This is a genomic window from Kitasatospora phosalacinea, assembly GCF_000717185.1.
In the GTDB taxonomy this organism is placed as follows: Bacteria; Actinomycetota; Actinomycetes; order Streptomycetales; family Streptomycetaceae; genus Kitasatospora; species Kitasatospora phosalacinea_A.
This window is the reverse complement of record NZ_JNYE01000067.1, coordinates 34,693-43,147: the sequence shown is the minus strand read 5'-3', so window position 1 is coordinate 43,147 and position 8,455 is coordinate 34,693. Positions and strand designations below refer to the sequence as shown.

At 74.6% G+C, this 8,455-nt stretch carries 9 protein-coding genes and 1 pseudogene; 9 read left to right on the top strand and 1 reads right to left on the bottom strand.

Annotated elements, in window-relative coordinates:
- From OO57_RS25680 to OO57_RS41490, 5 genes and pseudogenes are all read left to right on the top strand, one after another.
- Positions 1-637, top strand: a pseudogene (locus OO57_RS25680) (hypothetical protein); the annotation flags it as partial.
- Positions 634-1,053, top strand: a complete 420-nt coding sequence (locus OO57_RS25675; protein ID WP_033212275.1) for a roadblock/LC7 domain-containing protein — start codon at positions 634-636, stop codon at positions 1,051-1,053. The pseudogene OO57_RS25680 and the gene OO57_RS25675, both read left to right, overlap by 4 nt.
- Positions 1,054-1,061: 8 nt before the next feature.
- A complete protein-coding gene (locus tag OO57_RS25670; RefSeq protein WP_081973958.1) occupies positions 1,062-1,574 on the top strand; it encodes a DUF742 domain-containing protein in 513 nt (170 codons plus the stop codon).
- A complete protein-coding gene (locus OO57_RS25665; protein ID WP_033255022.1) occupies positions 1,555-2,163 on the top strand; it encodes a GTP-binding protein in 609 nt (202 codons plus the stop codon). Before OO57_RS25670 ends, OO57_RS25665 begins: the two co-directional genes overlap by 20 nt.
- Positions 2,164-2,761: 598 nt before the next feature.
- On the top strand, positions 2,762-3,409 hold the full coding sequence (locus OO57_RS41490) for a winged helix-turn-helix domain-containing protein (RefSeq protein WP_081973957.1): 648 nt from the start codon (positions 2,762-2,764) through the stop codon (positions 3,407-3,409).
- A gap of 211 nt (positions 3,410-3,620) precedes the next feature.
- Here the strand turns inward: OO57_RS41490 and OO57_RS25655 are convergent, their stop codons facing one another.
- Complete coding sequence (locus OO57_RS25655; protein WP_033255021.1) at positions 3,621-4,391, bottom strand: IclR family transcriptional regulator; 771 nt, start codon at positions 4,389-4,391, stop codon at positions 3,621-3,623.
- Between the two features lie 378 nt (positions 4,392-4,769).
- On the opposite strand from OO57_RS25655, the gene OO57_RS25650 reads away from it, so the two are divergent.
- The 4 genes from OO57_RS25650 to OO57_RS25635 are packed head-to-tail and all read left to right on the top strand — an operon-like array spanning position 4,770 to position 8,440.
- Complete coding sequence (locus OO57_RS25650; RefSeq protein ID WP_033255020.1) at positions 4,770-5,780, top strand: ABC transporter substrate-binding protein; 1,011 nt, start codon at positions 4,770-4,772, stop codon at positions 5,778-5,780.
- Positions 5,781-5,835: 55 nt separating this feature from the next.
- On the top strand, positions 5,836-6,867 hold the full coding sequence (locus OO57_RS25645; protein WP_033255019.1) for an NrtA/SsuA/CpmA family ABC transporter substrate-binding protein: 1,032 nt from the start codon (positions 5,836-5,838) through the stop codon (positions 6,865-6,867).
- Entirely contained in the window at positions 6,864-7,712 is an 849-nt protein-coding gene (locus OO57_RS25640; RefSeq protein ID WP_033255018.1) for an ABC transporter permease, read from the top strand. Before OO57_RS25645 ends, OO57_RS25640 begins: the two co-directional genes overlap by 4 nt.
- The gene (locus OO57_RS25635) at positions 7,709-8,440 is read left to right on the top strand and encodes an ABC transporter ATP-binding protein (protein WP_033255017.1); all 732 of its coding nucleotides are present in this window, start codon (positions 7,709-7,711) and stop codon (positions 8,438-8,440) included. Before OO57_RS25640 ends, OO57_RS25635 begins: the two co-directional genes overlap by 4 nt.
- The last annotated feature ends 15 nt before the right edge of the window (positions 8,441-8,455 follow it).

Below are 8,455 nucleotides of genomic sequence, written 5' to 3'. Positions count from 1 at the left end.
GCCCCGCCCCGCCGCGGCCGAACCCGCCGCCCTGCCCGGCGGCCTGCCCCGCCGCCGGCCCGGCACCGCCCAGCAGCCCGAGGCGGCCGCGGGGCAGGCCGCCGCAGCGGAGGCCGGCGCCGGGGGCACCGGGCGCCACCGCCGCCCCGAGGAGGGCGCGGCGACGCCCGCTGCCGGGACGTCTGCCGCGGAGCCCGTCGGGGAGCCCGTCGGGGGGCCCGTGCTCGCCCCGGTGCCCGGCGGACTGCTGCCCAGGCGCGTCCGGCAGGCCAACCTGGCACCCCAACTGCGGCCCGGAGCCGAGCCGGAGCCCGCCGAACCGGCCCGCGAGCGCAACCCCGAGGAGGCCCGCTCCGCGTTCTCCTCCTTCCAGCGCGGCTTCGCCCGCGGCCGCGGCGACCGGCTGCAGCCCGCCTCGCTCACCGTGGTGCGCTCCGAGCCCGAAGCGTCCGGCGCCGACGGGGCCCCCGAACGGCCCACGCCCGTACGGCCGCTGCTGCCCGGGCAGCAGCCCAGACTGCGGGTCGCGCTGCCCTCCGCCCCGGTGCCGCACGCACTGCCCCCCGCCCGCTCCGTCCCGCCGGCGCACCAGCCGCCGACCGCACCGCCCGCACCAGCAGAAGGAACCGAATCATGACCGCAACAACACCGCCGTCCGGGGACCTCGACTGGCTCCTCAACGACCTGGTCGGCCGGGTGGCGACCCTTCGGCATGCGGTGATCCTGTCCAGCGACGGCCTGGCCACCGGCGTCTCCAGCGGCCTCGGCCGCGAGGACGCCGAGCACCTCGCCGCGGTCGCCGCGGGCTTCCACAGCCTCGCCAAGGGCGCCGGACGGCACTTCCAGGTCGGCGGCGTCCGGCAGACCATGGTCGAACTGGACGAGGCCTTCCTGTTCATCACCGCTGCCGGTGACGGCAGCTGCCTGGCCGTGCTCAGCGACGCCGAGTCCGATGTGGGCCAAATAGCCTACGAGATGGCACTGTTGGTCAAGCGCGTCGGCGAGCACCTGGCCGCCGAACCGAGGACCGATACCACCCTGCCCGGGAGATGACCCATCCGATGAGCGAGCCCGATCCGACCGAGCCGACCGAGGCCCCCGCCCCGGCCGACCTCAGTGGTGCGACCGCGGACGACGAGCCGACCGACCGGACGCCGGTCGACCTGTTCGCCCCCCGCACCCCGGTGGACGACCGCTGGTTCGACGACGACGCCGGACCGGTGGTCCGGCTGTTCTCGATGACCAGAGGACGCGCCCGCCCGGTCGACGACGGCCTGTTCGACCTCATCTCCCTCGTCACCGCCGCCGGGCCGGACCCCACCGGCCCCGGCGGCGTCCGACCCGACCTCGCGCTCGACCCGGAGCACCACTCGATCCTCGAACTCTGCCGCGAAGAGCCGCTGAGCGTCGCCGAGTTGGGGTCCTACACCGACCTGCCGGTGAGCGTGGTCCGGGTCCTGCTCGGCGACCTCCACGACGCCGAGCTGATCAGCGTCACCCGACCCTTCCAGCTCGCCCACCAACCGGACGAGCGCCTGCTGCGAGACGTGATCAATGGCCTCCGTGCACTCTGACGCACCGTCAACTTCCGCCGCCCGCAAGGCCCCCTGGGGCGCCAATGCGGTCAAGATCCTGATCGCCGGAGGGTTCGGCGCGGGCAAGACCACCCTGGTCGGCGCAGTCAGCGAGATCCGCCCGCTGCGCACCGAGGAGTCCCTCAGCGAGATCGGCCGACCGGTCGACGACACCGCCGGGGTCGAGGCCAAGCGCACCACCACCGTCGCCATGGACTTCGGCCGGATCGACCTCAAGCCCGGCCTCGCGCTCTACCTGTTCGGCACCCCCGGCCAGGACCGGTTCTGGTTCGTCTGGGACGAGCTCGCCCGCGGCACCCTCGGCGCCGTCGTCCTCGCCGACACCCGGCGCCTCGCCGACTCCTTCCCCTCGGTCGACTACTTCGAGCAGCGCGGCATCCCGTTCATCGTCGCCGTCAACTGCTTCGAGGGCACCGAGGTGTACGCCCCCGACGACGTCCGCGCCGCGCTCGACCTGCCGGCCGCGGTGCCCGTGCTGCTGTGCGACGCCCGGCGGCGCGAGGACGGCAAGGAACTGCTGATCCGGCTGGTCGAGCACGCGGCCGTCCGGGCGGGCGTGCGGCTCTGACGCCGCGGTAGTTCCACGGGTGGCTCCGGGGCGGTTCCGCCGGTAGCTCTGCCTCCGATATTTTTTCCGTTTCCGCAGGTCGGGGCGGTGGCGTCCGGATCCTGGACGTTTTCTGTCTCGGCCTGCGGATGTGCCCCTCCGGTGGGTTGCCTTCCGGGCGCCGGGCGTGGAAGTCTCGTACCCGTGCCCGCCGCCGTTCCGCCGCGGGACCGACACAACTCGGGGGAGGAGCCGCACCATGACCGCCACGGTCCGCATCGCCGCCCTCCCCGTGCTCACCGTCCGCCGGTACATCGACCACGGCCGGATCTACAGCACCTGCTGTCGCTGACGCACCGCCACCCCTCCCCGCACCCGCCGGGAGGGCGGCGGTTCCGTGCGTCCCCGTCGACCCGCGCCGCGCTCCGGAGAGCAACCGTGCAGACCCGCACCCTCCTCGAACCCTTCTGGCCCTCGCGCCGGAACCACCACTTCGACCAGACCTGTCGACGCGCGCCCCGCGCCTCCCGGCCCCGGACCTGACCAACCGTCAACTCCCGTGCGCCGGAAGCGCAGACGACGACCACCCACCGACCGTCACGCGCGAAAGAGCCCTCACATGTCGTACGCCGCCACCGCCACCGCGACCCCGCACCTGCGCGCGGTCCGCTCCCTCCCCAACCTCGCCCCCGCGACCGCCGCCACCGGCGCCGAGCACCGGCGCGGCGCCGCCCCGGCCCGGCCGGTCACCGTTCCCACCGCGCCCGCCCCCGAGAGCCTGCTCGCCGGGCTCCAGGACGGCGCCGCCGTGGTCGCCGCCCTCCCGCAGTCCGTCCTCCCGCAGGGGCTGCTCGCCCAGCTCGGGGCGGCCAACTCCCCGCTGGTGGGCTACCTGGTGCTGGTGCCCGCCGAGACCCCGGCCGCGCCGGCCGCGCCCGTCGCCGAGGCCCCGGCCGCCCGGCCGTTCACCCGGCCCGCGGACAACGGCATCTCCGTCGACCTGGACCGCCGCAACGCGTACGTCGACGGCTCGCTGCTCGACCTCACCTACCTCGAGTTCGAGCTCCTCGCCCACCTCACCGGGCACCCGCACCGCGTCCACACCCGCGACCAGCTCGTCCACACCGTCTGGGGCTACGGCCACGTCGGCGACGGCCGCACCGTCGACGTCCACGTCGCCCGCCTGCGCCGCAAGCTCGGTGCGGCCCACCGCGACACGATCGTCACCGTCCGCCGCGTCGGCTACAAGTACGCGCCCGCCGCGTAGGCGGACGGGTAGCGCACCGACCGGCAGCGCACCGGCAGGGGCGCGGGGAGCTGCGCGAGCGGCCACGACGCACGGCAAGGTCGCGACAGGGCATCAACTCACTGCCTTCGTCGCGGCCTTGCTGGCTTTCGTCCTCCGCTGCGCGCAGTTCCCCGCACCCCCGTCGGTGCGCTTCCGTCGGTGCGCTTCCGTCGGTGCGCTCCGCGGTCTGCTAGCGCTGGTCCGGGGGCAGCAGGAGGACCGCCAGGTCCCGGGCGCAGGCCCTGGCGTGGGCGAGGGCGCGCGGCAGGGCCCCGTCGGTGAGGTGGGCGGGGGTGGAGCGGACGGCGAGGGCGAAGCGGGCGGTGGGGGTGCGGTCGAGGACGGGGACGGCCAGGGTGCGGACGCCGGGGGTGGACTCGCCGTCGTTGAGGGCGTAGCCGCGTTCGCGGGTGAGGGCGAGTTCGGCGTCGAGGGCGGCCGGGTCGGTGAGGGTCCGCGGGGTGTAGGCGGGCAGCGGCCCGCGCAGCGGCGTCTCGGTGGGGGAGGGCCAGGCCAGCAGCACCTTGCCGAGGGCCGTGGAGTGCAGCGGGCGGCGCAGGCCGAGGCCGGTGGAGGGGAGGACGGAGCCGCCGACCAGGATGACGGCGTGCGGGCCGGAGCGGATGGCGAGGTCGGCGGTGGCGCCGGTGCGCTCGGCGAGCCGGGCGAGTTCGGGGGCGGCGAGGTGCAGTCCGCGCTGGTGGAAGGTGAGTTGGCCGAGCTCGGCGACGGCGGGGCCGAGCCGGTAGCGGGCGGTGCGCTCGTCCTGGTCGAGGAAGCCGGTGGCGACCAGGGTGCGGGCGAGGCGGTGCGCGGTGGAGACGGACAGGCCCGTCCGGCGGGCGAGTTCGGAGGCGCTGAGGTCGGGCCCGTTGTCGTGGAAGCAGTGCAGCAGGCCGAGCGCCCGGTGGACCGCCTGGGCACCGCCGGGTGGGGCGGGGAGGGTTCCGGGGGCGTGCATCGCGCTTCTCCGGTTCGGCTCGTCGGTGGTCAACTTCCGTACGGTCACGTCCGTACGGTCACGTCTGTACGGTCAACTTCCGTGCTGTTCCCAGGATATGGGAGTGGCCGCTGCGGCAGTGTGTCGGCAGTGTTGCGGCTGTCCGGCCTTCCGTGAACAGGTGGTCCCATCATCTGGCAAGGCTTGATTCGGCCCCCGGTCAGGTGGAACGCTCAGTCCGTCAGCCGGTTCGAGCAGGAGGGGGTCCACCGTGAAGACGCACCGGTGCCACTCCTCCTGTTGTCGCTGACCCCTTCGCGAACCCCCTTCTCCCGCACGGCCGTTCCCACCATGTGGCACACCGCCCGCGCGCCTCCTGCCGATTCCCGGAGCCCCGCCATGAGCACGTCCCCCGTCGCGCCCCCGTACCCCGACACCCTGTGGTTCACCCGCTGCCCCGTGCCGACCGCGACCGGCATCGCCGCCGACCGCGGCTGGCTGGCCGAGGAGTTCGCGGCCGAGGGCATCGCGGTGCGCTCGCTGCAGGACGTCCCGCCGGAGGTCGCCGCCGACCACCACTACACGCACGCACTGACCGGCCTGTTCCGGGAGGGCGGCAACGTCCCGGCGCTGTGGGCGCGTTCGCGCGGCGAGCGGACCAGGCTGATCGGCCTGACCTGGATCGAGGAGCGCCAGACGGTCCTCGTCCGGGAGGGCAGCGGCATCGCCTCCGCGGCGCAGCTGCGCGGGCGGCGGCTCGCGGTGCCCCGGCACCCGATCGCGATCGACTTCTGGCGGGCGATGGCGCTGGCCGGGCACCACGGCGCGCTGGCCTCCGCCGGCCTCGCCCCGGACGACGCCGCGTGGGTGGACGTCGAGGCCGCTCCCGGCGGCGGCCAGTGGGAGGCCGAGCTGGCGGCGCTGGCGGACGGCCGGGTGGACGCCGTGTACGTGAAGGGGGCGCTCGCCGTGGAGGCCGCGCGCCGCCACGGGGCGGTACCCGCCGTGGAGTTGGACGCACTGGCGGACCGCCGCCACCGGGTCAACAACGGCACGCCCCGCCCGATCACCGTGCACCAGCAACTCCTGGACGAGCAGCCCGAGTTGGTGGCACGCTTCCTGGCGGTGCTGCTGCGGGCCGCCGACTGGGCGGCCGACCGGCCGAAGGACGTGGCCCGGATCCTCGGCGCCGAGACCGGAGCCGGCCCGGAGGGCGTCGCCGGTGCGTACGCGGCGGGCAGCCACCGCACCCTGCACCCGGACCTGTCGGCCGACCGCCTCGAACTCCTCGCGAAGCAGGAGCAGTTCCTGCACGCCCACGGCTTCCTCGCCGACCGGGTCGACGTCCACGCCTGGGCCGACCCGGCCCCGCTGGCCGCGGCCCGCGCCCTGCTCGCCGCCCGCCCCTGACGACCCCGCTGTCGACGACCCCGCTGTCGACGACCCCCCACTGTTGGAGAACCCCATGCGCACCACCGTCCGCCGCCCCCTGCTCGCCGCCACCGCGCTGACCGCCGTCGCCGCGCTCGCCCTGACCGCCTGCTCCTCCGCGAAGGACACCGCGGCCTCCGCCGACGGCAAGGGCGGCGCCGAGGTGGTGCTGCGGGTGCCCGACCCCGGGAACTCCGGCTTCCTCGCCAAGGGCAAGAAGGACGGCTCGCTGGACGCGGCACTGGCCGCCGTGCACGCCAAGGTGGTGTGGACGGGCAGCGCCGGCCCGTTCGCCCCCGCCGCGCAGGCCCTCAACGCCGACCAACTGGACGTCGCCCAGGGCTCGATCACCTCGGCCGTCGCCGCACTCGCCCAGAAGCCCGGCTTCAAGCTGTTCGCGCAGACCGAACCGGACGGGGCCGGTGAGGGCATCCTGGTGAAGAACGGCTCGCCGATCAAGGAGATCAAGGACCTGGTCGGCCGGAAGGTCGCCGTCTCGCAGGGCGGCACCTCCGAGTACCTGCTGCTCAAGGCGCTGGAGAAGAGCGGCATCCCGGTCGACAAGGTCGAACGGGTCTACCTGCGGGCCGACCAGACCTCCGGCGTCTTCAACTCCGGCCAGGTCGACGCCTGGGCGACCTGGGGCACCTTCTCGATCCCCGCCATCGCCAACGCGAACGCGCACTTCCTCGCCGACGGCAAGGCCGTCGGCAGCGACAACTACGCGGTGTGGGCAGTGCGTTCGGCCTTCGCCGAGAAGCACCCCGAGGTGGTGAAGGCGTTCTACGGCTACCTGCACGAGAACGGCGCCAAGGAGAAGGCCGACCCGGCCGCCTACCTCAACGTGTTCACCGACGCCGGACCGACCGCCGTCACCCCCGCCGAACGGGAGATCGCCGTCGACTTCGGCAAGCAGCGCGCCGTCGACTCGCCGATCACCGACGCCGAGGCCGCCCGGTTCGCCGTGGTCGCCGAGTTCTACGCCGACCAGGGCGTCACCAAGACCCTGGTCGACGTCAAGCCGCACCTGATCGACGTCAACTCCCTCGCCGGGAGCGGACAGTGACCACTGCCACCGAAGCCGCCCGGGCCGCCGGACTGGTCGCCCCCCGGGCCCGCGCCACCGCCGCCCGGCCGCGCGGCCTCTCGCTCGCCCTGCGCACCCTGGGCCCGGTCGCCCTGCTCGCCGCCTGGCAGATCTCCTCCGCGACCGGCGCACTCACCCCCGACGTGCTCGCCTCGCCCGGCCAAGTCCTGCAAGCCGTCCAGGAGTTGTGGGGCAACGGACAGCTCGCCGACGCGCTGTCCACCTCGCTGACCCGGGCCGCCCTCGGCCTGCTGTTCGGCGCCGGCGCCGGCCTGGTGCTCGGCGTGGTCACCGGCTTCTTCCGGCTCGGCGAGGAACTGCTCGACTCCGCGGTCCAAGTCCTGCGCACCGTCCCCTTCCTGGCGCTGGTGCCGCTGTTCATGGTCTGGTTCGGCATCACCGAGACCGCGAAGATCGCACTGATCGGCGTGGCCACCTCCTTCCCGATGTACGTCTCCGCGTCCGGCGGCGTCCGCAACACCGACCGCAAGCTCGTCGAGGCGATGCGCAGCTTCGGCCTCTCCCGCTGGGCGGTCGTCCGCGAGGTCGTGCTGCCCGGCGCACTGCCCGCCCTGCTCTCCGGGCTGCGGCTGTCGATGACGCTCAGCGTGATCGCACTGATCGCCGCCGAGGAGATCAACTCCACCGAGGGGATCGGCTACCTGATGGCCCAGGCGCAGAACTTCTCCCGCACCGACGTGCTCGCCGTCTGCATCCTGATCTACGGCCTGCTCGGCCTCGCCGCCGACGGCGCGGTCCGCGTCCTGGAACGCGTCCTGATGCCCTGGCGGCCCACCGGCGCACGACAGGGGGCCGGACGATGAGCGCGACCACTCCCGCCGTCCACCTCCGGGGCCTGCGCCGGGTGTTCGGCACCCGCGCCGTCCTGGACGGCATCGACCTGGACATCGCCCGCGGCGAGTTCCTCGCCCTGCTCGGCGCCTCCGGCACCGGCAAGACCACCCTGCTGCGGATCCTCGGCGCCCTCGACCGTGCCGACCAGGGCACCGTCCTCGTCCCGCCCTCGCGGACCGTGGTCTTCCAGGAACCCCGGCTGATCCCGTCCAAGCGCGTCCTCGGCAACGTCACCGTCGGCCTGCCGCGCGGCGCCGCCACCCGCGACACCGGCCGTCGGGCCCTCGCCGAGGTCGGCCTCGCCGACCACGCCGACGCCTGGCCCGGCACCCTCTCCGGCGGCGAGGCCCAGCGCGCCGCGCTCGCCCGCGCCCTCGTCCGGGAACCCGAACTCCTGCTGCTGGACGAGCCGTTCGCCGCCCTGGACGCCCTCACCCGGCTGCGCATGCAGGACCTGGTCGGCGAACTGTGCCGCAAGCACCGGCCCGCCGTCCTGCTGGTCACCCACGACGTGGACGAGGCGATCCGGCTCGCCGACCGGGTCGCCGTGCTCCGCGACGGCGCCCTCGTCCGCGACGAGACCGTCACCGTCGAACGCCCCCGGGACGCCGCCGACCCCGAATTCGCGGCCCTGCGCCGCCGCCTGCTCGCCGACCTCGGCGTACACCAGGACACCGCACCACAGCACGTCAACTAACCACCTCAGCAAGGA

Bases quoted from the DNA above. Each gene is read 5' to 3' on its own strand.
- OO57_RS25675 (WP_033212275.1), top strand. From the start codon at position 634: ATGACCGCAACAACACCGCCGTCCGGGGACCTCGACTGGCTCCTCAAC.
- OO57_RS25670 (WP_081973958.1), top strand. From the start codon at position 1,062: ATGAGCGAGCCCGATCCGACCGAGCCGACCGAGGCCCCCGCCCCGGCC.
- OO57_RS25665 (WP_033255022.1), top strand. From the start codon at position 1,555: ATGGCCTCCGTGCACTCTGACGCACCGTCAACTTCCGCCGCCCGCAAG.
- OO57_RS41490 (WP_081973957.1), top strand. From the start codon at position 2,762: ATGTCGTACGCCGCCACCGCCACCGCGACCCCGCACCTGCGCGCGGTC.
- OO57_RS25655 (WP_033255021.1), bottom strand. From the start codon at position 4,391: ATGCACGCCCCCGGAACCCTCCCCGCCCCACCCGGCGGTGCCCAGGCG.
- OO57_RS25650 (WP_033255020.1), top strand. From the start codon at position 4,770: ATGAGCACGTCCCCCGTCGCGCCCCCGTACCCCGACACCCTGTGGTTC.
- OO57_RS25645 (WP_033255019.1), top strand. From the start codon at position 5,836: ATGCGCACCACCGTCCGCCGCCCCCTGCTCGCCGCCACCGCGCTGACC.
- OO57_RS25635 (WP_033255017.1), top strand. From the start codon at position 7,709: ATGAGCGCGACCACTCCCGCCGTCCACCTCCGGGGCCTGCGCCGGGTG.